We start from the raw sequence: 15,485 nt of genomic DNA, 5'->3' as shown, positions 1-15,485 counted from the left end.
CGCAGGCTCCAGCAAGGTGGCGGGTTCATAGCGCGACGCCTTCGTCGCCGATCAGCTTTTCGAGCAGCCAGATCAGCGCGAAGTCGATCGCGACGATGACCACGGCGAAACAGAACACGGTCGGATCGAGCGACGACACCGTGCGGCTATAGAGCCACACCGGCAGCGTCATCGTATCGATGCTGTACAGGAAGAACGTCACCGTGAATTCGTTGAACGAGACGATGAACGCGAACAGCATGCCGGCGAGAATGCCGGGGCGCATCAGCGGCAGCACCACGTCGATCAGCGCGCGACTGGGGCTCGCGCCCATCACGAGCGCGGCTTCCTCGAACTCGGGGCCGATCGAGGCGACCGACGCCGCGCAGTTCTTCACCGTGAACGGCAGCGCCAGAATCACATGCGCGATGACCAGCCGGCCGACGCCGAGCTCGACCGGCAGCACGTTGAACACCAGCAGCAGCGACAGCCCGAGCATCACGAGCGGATAGACGAGCGGCAGCGCGACCAGTTGCTCGACCGCGGGCTTGCCGCGAAAGCGGTAGCGCGACAGTGCGTACGCGGCCGGCACGGAGACGAGCGTCGCGATCAGCATCGTCGAGAGGGCGACGACGAGGCTCGTGCTCAGCGCGGCGCCCATCGACAGCGTATCGGTCGCGTCCGGCGACACGAAGCTGTGCCAGGCCGCGCGATACCAGTGCAGGCTGTATGCGTGGGGCGGGAATTCGAGCGTGTCGGCCGCGCTGAACGACATCGCGATCATTGTCAGGATCGGCAGCGCGGTCAGAAACAGCACGACGCCGGCGACGAGCGCGGTCGCGCGGCCGAGCTGGCCGGGCATCGTATGAGGCAGGCGCGGGAAGCGCGGCGCACGCGGCGCACGCGGGGAGGGCGGGGCGGTGCGCGGCAGGCGCGAGGTCGGCAGCGGCGTGCTCATGCGTGAGGCTCCCCGGTCAAACGTTGAGTCCGGCGTACGAGCCGTTGCGACAGCGCCATCACCGCGAGCGTCGCGATCATCAGCACGACGCCGGACGCGGAGGCCGCCGGCCAGTTCAGGAGCGGCGCGACCTGATCGTGCACGAGCACCGCGAGCATCGGCACGCGCCGGCCGCCGAGCAGCAGCGGCACCGCGAAGGCGCTCGCGTTATACGCGAACACCAGCAGCGCGCCCGATACGAGGCCCGGCATCGCGAGCGGCAGCAGCACGTGGCGCAGCGTTTGCCACCGGGTTGCGCCAAGCGTCGCGGCGGCTTCCTCATAAGAGATCGATACCGCGCGCATCGCGCTCGAGAGCGGCAGCACCGCGAGCGGAAACGCGGTCTGGATCAACCCGAGCAGCACGCCATGTTCGCGATACAGCCACATCACCGGACGCTCGACGAGACCGCTCGCGAGCAGCGCGTGATTGAGCAGACCCGCCGGCCCGAGGATCACGAGCCAGCCATAGCCTTGCAGCAGCAGATTGACGAGCAACGGCAGCAGCACACCCGCGAGCAGCAGACGGCGCGCCAGGCGCGATTTCGTGCGCGCCATCGCGAGCGCGACCGGAATCGCGAGCACGACCGCGCAGAGCATGCTCTGGAACGCGAGCCGCAGCGTCAGCCACAGCGACTTCAGGAAATAGCCGTCGAGCAGGTCCGCGTAGTTTTGCAGCGTGAAGCTGCGCCATTCGTTGCCGGAGGTGCCGAAGCTCATGCGCAGCACGACCAGCGCGGCCGCGCCGAGGATGGCCAGAAACAGCAGGATCGGCGCGAGCAGCAGCCACGGCCGCGCTCTGGCGAGCGTCGTCGTTGCCCCAGCGGCGGCGGGTGGCGTGGCGGCCGCGGCGGTAGCGGCACCGGGCGTCGGGCCCGGCGCCGCTTCGTCCGGCATCATCGCGGTACGCCGCGAGAAGCGCGCGAGCATCGTGGTTACGCCGAGAAGATTTCGGTGTAGCGCTTGATCCACGCCGGCTGCACGGCGGCGAGCGCCTTGTCGTCATGCAGCACGGCTTTCTCGGCGATCTGCTGCGGGCTCGGCACGAACGCGCGGCTTTCGGCCGGAATCATCGCCTTCGAATTGACCGGGCCGTTCAGCACGTCGGCGGCCATGCGGCCTTGCACGCCGGCGTCGAGCGAATGGTTGATGAACGCGTGGATCAGGTCGGTGTCGCCCGGATGCGCTTTGGGGATCACCGTGAACATCAGCTGCGTCGCGAAGCCTTCCTTCATGCCATAGGTCACGCCCATCTTGTACTCGGGCTTGCGGATCTGGTCCGGGAAAAACGCGGGCGAGTAGATGCCGCCGATATCGAGCGAGCCGGTGCGGAACAGGTCGGCCACCTGGTTCGGGTTCTCGCCGAGCGTCATCACGTGGTCTTTCAGGAGCGCGAGCTTCTTGAAGCCGGGCTCGATGTTTTGCTGCGAGCCGCCGTTCATCTTCGCGGCGATGATCGCGAGGTCGACCGCCTCGGCCCACTCGGGCGGCGGCAGGAACACGCGACCGGCGTATTTCGGGTCCCACAGCGCTTCGTACGACGAGGGCGCTGTCTTGACCGTCGCGGTGTTGTAGATGAGCCCGTCCGACCACAGCAGATAGCCGACGCCGAAGCCGTTCGCGCCGGTGCGGTACTGCGGCGCGACTTCTTTCAGGTTCGGCAGGCGGTCGAGGTCGGGCTTCATCAGGAGGCCCGCGTCGGCGAGACCGGATGCGCCGACACCCGCGAGCGTGATCACGTCGTAGGTCGGGCGCTCGCCCGACGCCTTGACCTTGGCGACCATGCCGGAGGTGCCGTCGGCGCGATCGGCGATCACCTTCGCGCCGGTCTTCGCGGTGAAGGTCGCGGCGATGTTGCGCAGCGCGGCCGTGCCGGTGTCGTCCGACCACGTCAGGATGCGCAGCGTCTTGCCGCTGAAGTTGTGTTCCTGCGCGCGCAGGTTCAGGAACGGCATCGGCAGTGCGGATGCCGCGAGCGCCGTACCGATCGTCTTGATGGCCTGCCTTCTACCCCGTTTGATCTCTTGCATGGCGGTCTCCTGTGTTGAACGCCCGTTGCCGATGATTTGCCGTGACCGCTGCCGGATACACCGCGCGTGAATGCACTGTAGGTTTGCCAAAATCGCGCAACAATCGAAATATGCGCATGGATCGCATGACGTACGCTCATGGCTCGCCGCCGGCGAACGTGGCGGCGCACGCTGCGACGATGCGGCGGGAAGCTAGGGGCGGTGGCGTATGCGGGTTAACGTCCATACCTGGCTGAATAATCGCGGCTTGCATCGAGGTATGAGGAAAGCTCAGTTCTGGTGCGGTTGCTGAAGGCTTTTTGCACCACGTCGGTGCGACCTCGGGCGGAACGGGCGATATCGCGCGCGCCATGAGCCCAATGCATGCGGGTTTGCTTGCGCACGATCTCGTGCGCCCGTGGCCGATCGCGTATCCTGTGGGATGGACGGGCAGGGCGGCGACGGGCGCTGTCACTGCCTCGCAATGATTTTTTCTGATCCTGGATATCCGATGCGACGCCTACCGCCGCTCAACGCGCTGCAGATTTTCGAAACCGTGGCGCGCCATCGCAGCTTCACGCGTGCCGCCGACCATTTATGCCTGACGCAAGGCGCGGTCAGCCGGCAGATCATCGCGCTCGAGGAGTACTACAAGTTCCCGCTGTTCAAGCGTCACGCGAAAGGCCTGACGCTGACCGCCGAGGGCGAAATGCTGCTGCCGACGGTCAAGGAGAGCTTCGCGCGCATCGAGGAAATGTCGCTGCGCCTCACGCGCCAGCGCACCGATCTCGCGCTGAAGGTGCCGACCTGCGTGATGCGTTGGATGTTGCCGAAGATTATGCGCTTCCAGTCCGAGTATCCCGATCTCCATGTGCAGATCACGACCACCTGGCAGCACGACGTCGATTTCCAGAGCGAGCCGTTCGACGCGGCGATCATCTATGGTTCGTCGCCGGGGGCCGACGTGCAGGCGGTGTCGCTGTTCGAGGAGCGGCTGACGCCGGTCTGCACGCCCGAGTTGCTGAAGGACAAGCCGCTCGCCCACGTGGCCGATCTCGCGCGCCACACGCTGCTGCATCCGACGCGCGATCACCGCGACTGGAAGATGTGGCTCGCGAAGGTGGCGGAAGCGGACGCAACGGGCGCCGCCACGATCGACGCCGAACTCGGCCCGAGCTTCGATACGCTCGACATGGCGACCAACGCCGCCGCGCAGGGCTTCGGCGTCGCGATCAGTGACCTCGCGCTAATCGACGAGGACGTCGCGGCGCGGCGCCTCGTGCGCCCGTTCGATACGGTATTGAAGACCGGCTGGCGCTATTACTTCGTCTATCCGGATTCGGTCGCGCAACAGCAGAAGCTGAATCTGTTCCGCGACTGGATGGTCGAGCATTGGGAAGATTGAGGCGGCCGTCCGCTTGCGCGGAACGCATCACGCCTCACCTCACGGCGCGAACGACAGAAACAGATACGCGGCGAACAGCGACAGATGCACGGCGCCTTGCAGGATCGTCGTGCGACCCGTGCTGAGCGTCAGCGTGCAGACCACGAGCGTGAGCGCGAGCAGCACCATGTCCTTGCCGTTGATGCCGAGCACGATAGGCTGACCGATGTAGAGGAATACGCCGGCGACGGTCGGAATGGTCAGGCCGATACTGGCCAGCGCCGAGCCGAGCGCGAGGTTCAGGCTGGTCTGCAGCCGATCCCCACGCGCCGCGCGCAGCGCCGCCAGCCCTTCCGGCAACAGCACCAGCGACGCGATCACGATGCCGACCACCGCTGGCGGCGCGCCCGCGTTCAGCACCGCGGATTCGATCGTCGGCGACAGCACTTTCGCGAGCAGGACCACCGCGACGAGACTGATGAGCAGCAGCCCGCCGCTGATGCCGGCGAGCCGCGCGCTCGGCGGTTCGGCGTGGACGTCTTCGTCGGGTACGCCGGCAAGGAAGTAATCGCGATGGCGCACGGTCTGCACGAACACGAACACGCAGTACAGCACCAGCGACGACACGCCGGCGAACGCGAGCTGCGACGGTGACAGGACCGGCCCGGCGTTGGCGGTCGTGAAGTTCGGCATCACGAGCGTCAGCACCGACAGCGACGCGAGCACCGCCAGCGCGGCCGCCGCGCCGCGGCTCTGGAAATCCTGCTCGCGATGGTGGATGCCGCCCACCAGCAGACACAGCCCGACGAGCCCGTTACAGACGATCATCACGGCCGCGAACACGGTATCGCGCGCGAGGCCGGCTTTCTCGGGGCCGGACGTCAGCATCACCGAGACGATCAGCGCGACCTCGATCACCGTGACGGCGACCGCCAGCACCAGCGTGCCGAACGGCTCGCCGACCCGATGCGCGACCACTTCAGCGTGATGCACGGCGGCAAACACGACCGCGCACAGCGACACGCCGACCACCGCGAGCAGCAGCGCGTGGCCCGGCATCGCATAGGCGGCAGCGAGCACGATCCAGCCGATGAATGGCACGACGAGGGTCCAGCGGGGCAAGACGGTGGTGGGGGAAGTCATGGGCTTCCTTTCGATGCGTGTTGTGACTTGATGTGATGTCTCAAAAAGAGGCGCTAAGTTATTATATTATAAAGGATAGTTTGTCGCGAGATGGATGCTGCTGTGTCGCTGAATCGTCAGCGTGAAGACATGCGTGTCGCGCAGAGAACTGTCGCTGTGACGTGGGTCGCGCGCTGAAAGTATCGCGGTTTGGAGAGGGCTGGGGAATCGTCGCACGGAGGGTTTCGAATGCCGTGCTGCGAGGCGAGGCGAGTGTGTCGGGTGCCGGCGTCGCGGCAGGACTTCCGCCGTCGACGCCAGCTTGCTGCTGTTACCGCAACTTCTTCGGCTGGATGGCCGGCTTACTGGCCGCCTTCCGCACGGATCGTCAGCGCGCTTTTCACCGACGTCACGCCAGCCACGCCTTGAGCGGCGTTCGTTGCCAGTTCGATCTGAGCCTGTTCCGGCACCGAGCCTTCCAGCGTGACCGCGCCATCGCGTGCGCGCACGATGATGTTGCCGACCGACAGGCCCTTCGTGCGCGCGAGCGTGGCGCGGACCTTCTTCTGCAGCGCCCGGTTGGCCTGTTTAGTCTGCTTGGCGGTCGGCGCCGTCGTCCCCGCGGTCGCGGCCGCATCGCTGCCTTGCGCGTACGCGTTGAGGGAAGCGAGAACCACCAGCGCGCCACCGATCATCTTGATTGCCGAGAATGCTTTCATTAACCATCTCCTGTTGTCGTAGAAACGTCGATCCCCGGATGGGGACGATCTTTACACCAGCGGGTACAGCGGGATTCAATGCGAGTGGAGCGGGTACAGCAGCCGGGCGAACGCTGTCAGCCGAAATACCGTTGCGGCGAGCCGCGAAGCGCGCCGGAACATACAAACGGCCGTGTGACCGGCCGGAAACACACAATACAACAATTAGTGCCATGTTGACTCGATAGAGCGGCGAAAGTGAGGCTTTGCTACAACGCATTCGCCGAACGCAAACCAGGACACCAACCCATGCGAAACGAGCCTCTCCCGATCCGCCCGTTGCGCCGTGACGATCTGCCCGTCGACACCGTCGAACTCGCGCGCTTCATGGTCGGCAAATATCTCGTGCACGATCTGCCCGAAGGACGTCTGAGCGGTCGCATCGTCGAGACCGAGGCGTATCCGGTCGGCGACTCGACGAGCCATGCGTTCATCGGACGTCGTCCGTACAACGGCTCGCTGTTTCTCGCGCGCGGTCATGCCTATGTGCGGCTGACTTACGGGGTGTCGTACATGCTGAACATGTCGGCGGAAGCGGAGGAGGTCGGCGCCGGCATTCTGCTGCGCGCGATCGAACCGCTCGAAGGACTCGCGCAGATCGAAGCGCGACGCCCCGGCGTACCGCTGCGCGATCTCGCGCGCGGACCTGGCCGCCTGACGGTGGCGTTCGGCATCGGCCAGCCGTTCGACGGCCGCGACCTGTGCACGGGACAGGGGCTATGGATCGGCGTGATCGAGACCGGCGATGCACCGATCGGCGTGACGACGCGCATCGGCCTGTCGCGCGAAATGCATCGGCCGCTGCGGTTTTTCGAGCCGGGCAACCTGTTCGTCAGCGGGCCGCGCAAGCTGTTGACGATGCCGCCTGCGGGCGCGTGACGTCGCGGCCTCGCGTGACCGCCGATTCAAGCGTTTAGGCCTGCACGCGGGGCGAATTCTTCTCCTGATCAGACGTATTGCGCAAACATCAGACGCAAACGTTTCGATCCCGACAATTGTTAACCGAAAGATGGTGCTGGTTGAGTCGGTTCCACTATATTCCCGCGGATTATTGCGAACCGAACAATTTTAAATCTCGTAATTAAGGGTTTTCCCTCGGCAATGCGGTGACTAGACTGGATTCATTCGCTGCACACCACGGTGGCCGCGATCCAGATAAAACCAGATTGGAGGGAAGTCATCATGAGATCGCTGATCAAGGCAGTCGCTATTGCAGCCGTTCTCGCCGCGCCGGTCGTATCGTTCGCGCAGTCGAGCCAGCAACCGATCACCCGCGCGGAAGTCCGCGGCGAACTGATCCAGCTGGAGCATGCGGGCTATAACCCGGCGACGTCGAACGACGCGAACTACCCGGCCGACGTCCAGGCCGCCGAGAAGCGCGTAGAGGCGCAAAACCCGGCCCTCGCGCAGACCCAGACCCAGCCGACCGCCGACACGAGCGGTTACGGCGCACCGATGAGCGGATCGACGCAATCGGGCGCAATGACCCAGCCGATGACCGGCGCGAAGAGCGTGTATTTCGGTAACTGAACGCCGGCACGCGCACAGCACAACGCATGTACGCCAGTTTTGATGGCGTACATGCGTGTCACACAAGCTACTGTTGAAGTCGAGCGCACCGCACCGATCTGCCCGCAAGCGTGTCATCCGTGCGCGCGTTGCGTTCCTCTTTCTGAAGGAACCTCCGCTGCCGCAAGGTAGCTTGGCCCAAGCTCTTCGAGGTTTGGGCTTTTTTTGCGTCCGATTTTGCGTGCCGTGCCGCGCGGATACCGATACGTCCTCGCTCAGCGCAACCGGTGCCTCGTCTCAGGGTCGTTCGCCGGTAATGTAGAACTCGAGTTGCTGGATCGTGAACTGCTGTTCCGCGATGATGTTCTTCACGAGGTCCCCGATCGACACCATGCCGATCAGCCGGTCGTTGTCGATGACCGGCAGGTGGCGCATGCGCCGCTCGGTCATCAGCGCCATGCAGTCTTCGATCGTCTGGTCCGGACGAACGAAGCGCACCGCCTTGCTCATGATGTCGCGTACCGGCGTCGCCTTCGACGAGCGGTCCATCAGCACCACCTTGCGCGCGTAGTCGCGCTCCGTGATGATGCCGGCGATGCTGTCGCCGTCCGTCACCACCAGCGCGCCGATGCCCTTTTCGGCCATCAGCCGGATCGCCTCGTAGACGGAATCGTCGGCGCCGATCGTGAAGACGTCGGAGGGGTTCGGTTTCGTTTTAAGAAGCTGTGCAACGCTTGTCATTGAGCGGCTCCGTTTCGCAGTGCAGCACGCCGAAATGGCGCGCTGTCGTGTGGGACAGGCGATTCCAGTATAGGCGCGGCGTGCGCTCGCGGTACACCAGGAATACCTGGCATGCGGATTAGCGGTAAACTCGCAATCCAAACCTTACCCCCGGCGCGACCGGGTTCATGCCAGCACCATTGTTCAACACCATGCTCACGTCTCAGGATTCCTCGCCCGCAGCAGACGGCGCCGTCACCGGCGAATGCGTCGTTCTCGACGCCACCGCCACGCTGCCCACGCGCTACGGCACGTTCACTTCCTATGTGTTTCGCGTGGTCGACAGCGGCGCCGAACATCTCGCGCTCGTGATGGGCGATGTCGCCAATCAGTCGTCCGTGCTGACGCGCCTGCATTCGGAATGTCTGACGGGCGACGTGCTCGGCTCCTATCGCTGCGACTGCGGCGAGCAGCTCGATCTCGCGCTGCGCTATATCGCGGCCGAGGGTTGCGGCGTGCTGCTGTATCTGCGCGGCCACGAAGGACGCGGCATCGGCCTGTCGAACAAGATTCGCGCGTATGCGCTGCAGGAGCAGGGGCGCGATACCGTCGAAGCCAATCTCGATCTCGGCCTGCCCGACGATTCGCGCGAATACGATTCGGCCGCGGGCATTCTGCGCACACTGAAGGTCACGTCGGTGCGGCTGATGAGCAACAATCCGGAGAAGTTCGACACGCTGTCGAAGCACGGTATTCCGGTGTGCGAGCGTGTGGCGCTCGCGATTCCGATGCGCGAGGAAAACGAGCGCTATATCCGCACGAAGCAGCTGAAGTTCGGGCATTACTTCGACGAGAACGAATAACGGAATTCCCGCTTCCACTGCTGTCGCTATGAGTCGCGGGTGACGATCACCGCTCGCTCAGCATGCGGAGGATTTTCTGCACGACGAGTTCATGCTGCTCGAGCGCCTCCGCGAGCGTGGACGATCCGTAGCTCTGGTTGTCTCGCGCTTGCATCCCGGCGACGCGAGTCACGAACAGCGAAGCCTTTCCGGTTTTCGGTTCGGACACACCCCGGAAGCGGGTTGTGACCATCACACCGGATTCGTCCAGCAGCGTGCGCCGGAAGATCAGTTCGTTCTCGCTCATCCAACGCGACCACTCGCCACGATCGGACACCTCGACCGGTCTGTTCTTCGCGTCGAGGACAAAGAAGCGTTCGCTGCCCGGCGGGCTGGCGCTTGATCTCATTTCTCAATGCGACGGCATGAGCAGGAAGCCGATCGCCTCCCGCCACCAGGTTTCATCGACGCGGCCAGGCCAGTCGTTATGGTCGGCCGCCTTCACGACGATCAGTTGTCGCGGTTCGGCGAGCGAGTCGTAGAGCGCTTCGCCGAAGCGCGCGGGGACAATGCTGTCGCGTTGCGCGATCACGACGAGAATAGAGCGGCCAAACGACGCCAGGTGGGTCACGCTGTCGTACTGGTCGCGCAGCAGCCACTTCACGGGCAGCCAGGGATAGTGATGAGCCGCGACATGCTCGAGCCGATCCCATGGCGTGATGAGCATCATGCCCGCGATCTTGTCGCGTTCACGCGAGCCGGCTGCGGCCGCCACGCCGGAGCCGAGCGATTCGCCGATCAGCAGCAGCGGCGCGCCATAGAGGCGATGCGCCAGCGCGATGGTTTGTCGGGCATCCGCGACCAGCGTCTCTTCGGAGGGCGTGCCATCGCGCGGCCCGTAGCCCGGATATTCGGCGAGGATCACGCGCAGCCCCAGCCGGGTGAGCGCCGCCGCGTAGAACGAACGGTGGCCGGCATGCCCCGCATTCCCGTGAAAGACGATGGCGCTCGCGCGCGCGGATCCGGGCGGCTCGGCCACTAGACCCCGGAACGCTTCAGGTGTCGGCCACGCGCGAAGCCCGCCGGAAACGAGCTCCTCGGTTGCCGCTTTCGCGGGGAAGTAGAGAAAGCGATCCAGCAAGATGGCGACTCCTGTGAAGCGAACCGTGGCCTCGCTTTGTGCTGCATACTTCGACAGTGGCCGGCACGATCAGATGCGCCGCGCTGGCCGGCATCGAAGTCACCTCGTCAGAGACAGGAGACGCAGCATGAACACAGAAGCCTACCAGCCCTGTATCGACGCATGCGACGCGTGCGCCGCCGCTTGCGACCGCTGTGCATCTGCATGCCTCGCAGACCCGGGCGTCGCAGCAATGACCAAGTGCATCCGGCTCGACGCCGATTGCAGTTCCCTGTGCCGCTTTACCTCCGCTGCGCTCGCCCGGCAGAGCCATCTCGCCTTCGAACTCTGTGCACTGTGCGCGCGGATCTGCGATGAATGTGCGGAGGAATGCAGCCGTCATGCGCCCGAGCATTGTGGCACGTGCAGCGATGCTTGCCGCGTGTGCGCGGAAGCTTGCCGGATGATCTGACTCCCGGGCCCAACGTCGGCGCAAGCAGACCGGTGGGCCATTGGGGTAATCGTTCCATTCGTTGATGCGCCCGCGTAGTCACGGCGCTGCGATCCGCATGTCTTTCCCGCGCTAGCGAAAGCGAACTATCCTTAAAGGGTCTTGCACAAGTCGTTTCCTGTCTGCTTTCAGTGGAGGTGCGTCATGTCGATGTCAGCCACGCTCCAGGACTGCCTGCGCAGCAAGGGCTCGCAGTACGAAATCGTGCATCATCCCTACAGCCATTCCAGCGTCGAAACCGCGGCGGCCGCGCATATTCCCGGCGATCGCCTCGCCAAGACCGTGCTCTTTGAAGACGAGCAAGGCTATGTGGCGACGGTGCTGCCATCGACCTATGCCGTGCGACTGTCCGAGCTTTGGGCCAAAACCGGACGCCATCTCCTGTTGGCCAAAGAGACCGATTTGCGGGAGTTGTTCAAGGATTGCGACGCGGGCGCGCTGCCGCCGGTATGTACGGCCTACGGCATGAAAACCTATCTTGACGAGAGCCTCGCCTCGCAGCCGGACATTTACTTCGAGGCCGGCGATCATGAAGAGTTGATCCACATGGGCACGGATCAATTCCTGCAACTGATGGACCGAGCCGAGCGGACACGCTTCGCCCGTCGCATGCAGGGTCTGCCGATGTGACCGGCCGGCCTGGTTTGCGCAGCGCCCCATCACGCGCGCTGCGTCATCAACCTTGCGCGAGGCACATCATGCAACGCAGCGATACAGTCCTGAAGCAGGTCGTGGCAGCCTTCGAACGCGAATCACACCTGAAGCTTCACCATCATCCCGTTCATCTATCTTTCGACGACGGTGCCCTGATCGTGACAGGCGAGGTGCCGGATGTCGCATCCAAGAAGCGCTTTCTTCAGCTAACCAGACTACACAGCAACGGCGAGCGGCTGGTCGACCAGCTACGTGTCACCGCCAACCCGCCAGTCGCTGATGGCGAGTTGCGCACACATATTTGCGAACGGCTCGCTCAGGCGGTGGATTTCCGCAACTGCGTGATCTGCGCCCGCGTGAAGGGTCAACTCGAAGTGCTGCGCGGCACCATGGACGAAGCGGGCAACGTTGGCAGCGGCGTCATCGAGATCACGGTCAAGGACGGTGTGGTGACCTTGACGGGTCAAGTGATCAGCCTGTCTCACAAGCGCCTCGCGAGTGTGACGGCCTGGTGGGTCGGCGGTTGCCGCGACGTGGTGAACCTGCTCGATCTGGTGCCCGTCGAAGCGGACGGCGACGGAGAGATATCCGACGTGCTGCACCTGGTGCTCGAAACCGATCCGCGCGTGCGTGCCGAGCAAATCACCATCAACGTGGAAAACCACAGGATCACGCTGGCAGGTTGGGTGGCCACCGAAGCCGAAAGACGGCAGGCCGAACAGGATGCCTGGTGCCTGGATGCGAGCGGGGGCGTCGTCAATCGTATCCAGGTGCGTGCCTGATCCAACTTGCCGTCACGACACTCCAGTTTCCTGATGGAGTTCGCCGCCCCGCATCAGGCGCTGGGCGATGTCGGCCGTTTGCAGCGTGGCGCGTTCAGTCGGCGAATGGGCCGCGAGATAACGGGCGAGCGCAATGAGAATGTGCCGGTCCTCGTCAGTATTGCCCCACCCGGTAAATTGCCGGACCCCGGCCTCCAGCATCTGATAGGCGTGGAAGCCCGCATCCTCGCGCAGCACCGCGAGCGCAAGCGTGGCGATCAGCGTCTGGGGCGGATAGCCAAGCGTGAGATGCCGCGCCACCAGCCTTGCCGCAAGATCAACCTGTCGTTGCCGGTCGAAGGCATCGAGCAAGGCGGTGCGGATCGTCGCCTCGTCGGCGGGAAGATCGTCGAGCTGATCGTTGCCCTCGCCCGGGATGCGGGCTGGTGGCACGTTTAGATAACGGGCGAGATAGAGCGCCATGGCGCCGTGCAGGATGGCGCGCACGGCAGTGGCATCACTGTCGATGTCAGCGCTGTCGATCCGCTTGAGCATCTGGTGGACCGCGTTGGCGTAGGTGAAGACGTGGTGCGCCGTTTCCCAGTCGGCGTGCTCGTTGGCATTGCCGAAGCGAGCCACGCGCAGCGCCGCTGCGTAAGCGAGCGATTGCCCCAGGTCGGCAGGCGCGGCGCCCGCGCGAATCGCCGATTTCAGCGCATCGATGATCACCCTGGGATCGTCGCCGAGCAGTTCCCGGGCGAGCGCCGTGTGGTTCGACCAGCCTTGCGGGTTGCGCCCCGCCGCGAAGAGTTGCGCCATCTGGCTGGCTGCCTCGTCGCATAGCGCGACGAGATCAAGCGGCTGGCGCCAGGCGGTCGATTCCTCGGCGCCACGGGCGGTCACCATCTGGGCAACGATCGTCGGCAGCACAGTCGATGCGTGCTGCCATCCGATCAGGTCGAGGCACTCGAAGGCTTTGTTGATGAAGTCGAGCGCATGGCCGGTGTCCGCGAAGGCCCGGTCGGTTGCAGCCGTCAGCAGGGCGTCGGCAAGCACGGACGGTGAGGCACCAGCGGCAATCGACGTCAACAAGGTGCGTTCGGCCGCCTCGCGATGGCGCACGTTGGTCCAGAGGCGCAGCCATCGCTTGAGCATGTCAGGCTCCGGCCGGCTATCGAGCGGCGCACGGTCCCGCCGCGGCGCCTCGCCCTCGCAGTCCGCCGCCACCCGGCGCGCGCCTTGGAACAGGGCGAGATAGGCGTCCTCCTCGGGCAGCATGGGCAACAGGTTGGCGAGCGCCGTGAGGATCGTGAGACCGACGCTCCAGCCGTCACGGTTCTGCGCCCCGAACAGTGCCACCTGACGCACGATATCGGCCACGGGTACGCCGGCCGCGAGCTGGCCCTGCACGGCTTTGGCGATGACGAGTCCGAGGTCGTGCGCGAGGCCGTCCGCGAGCCGCCGATGCCAGTGCGCTGCAGGATCGGCATGACCGAACGTGGTGGTGACCCACACGTCGTCATTGCGCAGATCGACCGCGCAGCTCGGGACATCGTCCGCCCAAAGGTCGAAGGTGCAGCCGCTTGCTAGATCGAAGCGGGCGTGGTGCCAGTGACAGGTCAGGATGCCGTCCTCGATCGTGCCTCGATCGAGCGGGAAGCCCATGTGGGGACATCGGTTGTCCAGAGCAAAGACCCGGCCGCGGTCGTAGATGACGAGGATGGGACCATGGCCACCTTGCACAACGAGCCGCCCCTTCGCATTCAGCTCTTCAAGGCTTCCCACGAGCACGAATTCGTTATCCGGTGCATTCATCGCAGACCTCCTGCATCCTTCCCGACACGGCCGTCGAAGGGACGCCCGGTCTTTCAACATACGCATGTTTGATGCAAAACGCGAACGGCGCGGCATTCCTGCCAGCTTGGATATCGCGCTGCGCGTCCTATAATGAGAATCAGCCGCGCGGAAGCCGGCCCCTAATGCACAAACGGACGAGAAATCGTTCATGGGGGCGCGGTAGCGGGGCCACGGAAACGCCTGTGTGATTCGCGCAGGCGTTTTCTTTTGGCGGCCCGGAAAACCGCTACGCCTCACGCTCACGGCGACTTACTTCATCGCGAGAGAGGTGTTCTTCTGCCGGTATTCGCTCGGCGACGCGCCCGTCCACTGCCGGAACGCGCGCGCAAAGGTCTTTTCGCTCGCGAAGCCGATCGACAACGCGATCTGCTTGATCGAATGCGTGGTGCGGCATAGCTGTTCGATCGCCCGCTCGCGTCGTACCGCATCCTTCAGCTCCTGCAGCGACGTCCCTTCCTCTTCCAGTTGACGATGCAGCGTTCGCACCGACACGTTCAGCGCGCCGGCCAGCGCGGCGGCGGTGTGCGGCTCGCTCGGCCGGGCGAGCATCAGCGCACGCGCGCGGCTCGCCAACAGACGATCGCGACGGTATTGCAGCACGGTGAGTGGCAGCGCGTGCTGCAGCATCGTGCGCAGCGCGCGTTCGTCGCGACGCGGCGGTAACGCGAGGTACTGCGCCGCGAAGCGCATGCGTGCCCGATCGCGGTCGAATTGCACCGGCCCCGGGAAAATCAGCGAATGAACGCTGCCGTGCGGCGGCCGCTGGAACGGGAAGTCCGTTTCGATCAGTGGAATGCGGGAATCGATCAGCCAGCACGCGTATCCGTGCACGTTGCGCAACACGGTGACGAGACAGAACTCGCGCAGCGCCCCGAGCGGCCGTCGTTCCTCGATTTCGAGGGTCGCGATGTCGTCTTCGATGCTCAGGGTCGGCAGGATGTCGTCGGTCAGCAGCCGATGGTGCCGGCACCAGCGTTTCAGCGCGATGCCGAGGTCCGGTGAGGTCAGCGAGGCGCGGGCCAGCATGCCATAGCTGCCCCAGGGGAGCCGGCGCGAGAACCAGCCCAACGCTTCGTCGTCGAGCTGCTGCATCGCGACGCGGCACAGCGCTTCGAATTGCGTCGCCGTCACGCGGGCGTCGGGATCGCTCAGTAGCGCTGGCGCAATTTGTGCCTCGCGTAGCGCGTCGGACGGATCGGCGCCGTATTTCTCGTAGCCGAGCAGCGCGGCATTCACGAATGCCATTGGGGTCGCGGCGCGATC

The 15,485-nt window shown here is 64.8% G+C and carries 17 protein-coding genes; 7 read left to right on the top strand and 10 right to left on the bottom strand.

Translation table 11 applies throughout. The features are described 5' to 3' along the window. Positions 1–25 precede the first annotated feature (25 nt). The 3 genes from CI15_RS10320 to CI15_RS10310 are packed head-to-tail and all read right to left on the bottom strand — an operon-like array spanning position 26 to position 3,005. A complete protein-coding gene (locus tag CI15_RS10320) occupies positions 26–937 on the bottom strand; it encodes an ABC transporter permease (protein WP_062127331.1) in 912 nt (303 codons plus the stop codon). After that, a complete protein-coding gene (locus CI15_RS10315; protein ID WP_062127328.1) occupies positions 934–1,905 on the bottom strand; it encodes an ABC transporter permease in 972 nt (323 codons plus the stop codon). Before CI15_RS10315 ends, CI15_RS10320 begins: the two co-directional genes overlap by 4 nt. A gap of 5 nt (positions 1,906–1,910) precedes the next feature. Further along, positions 1,911–3,005 (bottom strand): ABC transporter substrate-binding protein, encoded by a 1,095-nt coding sequence (locus tag CI15_RS10310; protein WP_062127325.1) that lies wholly within the window; start codon positions 3,003–3,005, stop codon positions 1,911–1,913. A gap of 490 nt (positions 3,006–3,495) precedes the next feature. On the opposite strand from CI15_RS10310, the gene CI15_RS10305 reads away from it, so the two are divergent. Beyond that, positions 3,496–4,389 carry a LysR substrate-binding domain-containing protein gene (locus CI15_RS10305; RefSeq protein WP_062127324.1) on the top strand — a complete coding sequence of 298 codons (894 nt, stop codon included), beginning with the start codon at positions 3,496–3,498 and terminating at the stop codon, positions 4,387–4,389. Between the two features lie 39 nt (positions 4,390–4,428). On the opposite strand, the gene CI15_RS10300 is transcribed toward CI15_RS10305, so the two are convergent. Together CI15_RS10300 and CI15_RS10295 are read right to left on the bottom strand one after the other, a co-directional pair. After that, positions 4,429–5,511 carry a calcium:cation antiporter gene (locus CI15_RS10300; protein WP_062127321.1) on the bottom strand — a complete coding sequence of 361 codons (1,083 nt, stop codon included), beginning with the start codon at positions 5,509–5,511 and terminating at the stop codon, positions 4,429–4,431. Positions 5,512–5,852: 341 nt separating this feature from the next. Beyond that, the gene (locus tag CI15_RS10295) at positions 5,853–6,209 is read right to left on the bottom strand and encodes a BON domain-containing protein (protein WP_062127318.1); all 357 of its coding nucleotides are present in this window, start codon (positions 6,207–6,209) and stop codon (positions 5,853–5,855) included. A gap of 288 nt (positions 6,210–6,497) precedes the next feature. Between CI15_RS10295 and CI15_RS10290 the strand changes: the two genes are divergently transcribed. Further along, complete coding sequence (locus CI15_RS10290) at positions 6,498–7,127, top strand: DNA-3-methyladenine glycosylase (RefSeq protein ID WP_062127315.1); 630 nt, start codon at positions 6,498–6,500, stop codon at positions 7,125–7,127. Between the two features lie 303 nt (positions 7,128–7,430). Beyond that, a complete protein-coding gene (locus CI15_RS10285) occupies positions 7,431–7,778 on the top strand; it encodes a DUF4148 domain-containing protein (protein ID WP_062127312.1) in 348 nt (115 codons plus the stop codon). Between the two features lie 276 nt (positions 7,779–8,054). On the opposite strand, the gene CI15_RS10280 is transcribed toward CI15_RS10285, so the two are convergent. Next, positions 8,055–8,498: a CBS domain-containing protein gene (locus CI15_RS10280; protein ID WP_062127309.1), complete on the bottom strand. Its 444-nt coding sequence runs from the start codon at positions 8,496–8,498 to the stop codon at positions 8,055–8,057. 191 nt (positions 8,499–8,689) lie between these two features. Between CI15_RS10280 and ribA the strand changes: the two genes are divergently transcribed. Continuing rightward, positions 8,690–9,340: a GTP cyclohydrolase II gene (gene ribA / locus CI15_RS10275; RefSeq protein ID WP_062127657.1), complete on the top strand. Its 651-nt coding sequence runs from the start codon at positions 8,690–8,692 to the stop codon at positions 9,338–9,340. Between the two features lie 46 nt (positions 9,341–9,386). Here the strand turns inward: ribA and CI15_RS10270 are convergent, their stop codons facing one another. Continuing rightward, positions 9,387–9,728 (bottom strand): hypothetical protein, encoded by a 342-nt coding sequence (locus CI15_RS10270; protein ID WP_062127306.1) that lies wholly within the window; start codon positions 9,726–9,728, stop codon positions 9,387–9,389. Positions 9,729–9,731: 3 nt separating this feature from the next. Continuing rightward, positions 9,732–10,517, bottom strand: coding sequence for an alpha/beta hydrolase (locus CI15_RS10265; RefSeq protein WP_062127303.1), 786 nt, complete (start codon positions 10,515–10,517; stop codon positions 9,732–9,734). A gap of 70 nt (positions 10,518–10,587) precedes the next feature. Here CI15_RS10265 and CI15_RS35265 point away from each other — a divergent pair, with 70 nt between their 5' ends. The 3 genes from CI15_RS35265 (at position 10,588) to CI15_RS10255 (ending at position 12,386) form a co-directional block, all read left to right on the top strand. Then, complete coding sequence (locus CI15_RS35265; protein WP_075643686.1) at positions 10,588–10,911, top strand: four-helix bundle copper-binding protein; 324 nt, start codon at positions 10,588–10,590, stop codon at positions 10,909–10,911. 183 nt (positions 10,912–11,094) lie between these two features. Beyond that, positions 11,095–11,580 carry an aminoacyl-tRNA deacylase gene (locus CI15_RS10260; RefSeq protein ID WP_062127300.1) on the top strand — a complete coding sequence of 162 codons (486 nt, stop codon included), beginning with the start codon at positions 11,095–11,097 and terminating at the stop codon, positions 11,578–11,580. 68 nt (positions 11,581–11,648) lie between these two features. Continuing rightward, a complete protein-coding gene (locus tag CI15_RS10255) occupies positions 11,649–12,386 on the top strand; it encodes a BON domain-containing protein (RefSeq protein WP_062127297.1) in 738 nt (245 codons plus the stop codon). Between the two features lie 12 nt (positions 12,387–12,398). Here the strand turns inward: CI15_RS10255 and CI15_RS10250 are convergent, their stop codons facing one another. Together CI15_RS10250 and CI15_RS10245 are read right to left on the bottom strand one after the other, a co-directional pair. Beyond that, entirely contained in the window at positions 12,399–14,180 is a 1,782-nt protein-coding gene (locus CI15_RS10250) for a Rieske (2Fe-2S) protein (RefSeq protein ID WP_062127294.1), read from the bottom strand. 291 nt (positions 14,181–14,471) lie between these two features. Next, on the bottom strand, positions 14,472–15,467 hold the full coding sequence (locus tag CI15_RS10245) for an AraC family transcriptional regulator (protein ID WP_082814197.1): 996 nt from the start codon (positions 15,465–15,467) through the stop codon (positions 14,472–14,474). Positions 15,468–15,485 lie beyond the last annotated feature (18 nt).

It is taken from the genome of Paraburkholderia monticola (assembly GCF_001580545.1).
GTDB classification, from domain to species: Bacteria; Pseudomonadota; Gammaproteobacteria; order Burkholderiales; family Burkholderiaceae; genus Paraburkholderia; species Paraburkholderia monticola.
The sequence above is the reverse complement of the archived record's forward strand: the minus strand, read 5'-3'. Positions and strand labels throughout refer to the sequence as shown.